Annotated in this window: 1 protein-coding gene; it reads right to left on the reverse strand. The window is 56.3% G+C overall.

Translation table 11 applies throughout. The features are described 5' to 3' along the window. A partial coding sequence (locus EK416_RS17805; protein WP_210211022.1) for a hypothetical protein occupies nucleotides 1-206 on the reverse strand: 206 nt, incomplete at both ends.

Below are 206 nucleotides of genomic sequence, written 5' to 3' on the forward strand. Positions count from 1 at the left end.
CCGTTGGTGTTCGAAACGCCGTTGACGTTCGACAGGCCATTCACATTCGCAACGCCGTTCACATTGTCAAAGCCGTTCGTGTTCGACACGCCGTTCACGTTCGACAGACCGTTCACGTTGGCGACGCCGTTCACGTTGCTGAGGCCGTTGGTGTTCGAAACGCCGTTGACGTTCGAAAGGCCGTTCACATTCGCAATGCCGTTCAC

It is taken from the genome of Rhodomicrobium lacus (assembly GCF_003992725.1).
Lineage (GTDB): Bacteria > Pseudomonadota > Alphaproteobacteria > Rhizobiales > Rhodomicrobiaceae > Rhodomicrobium > Rhodomicrobium lacus.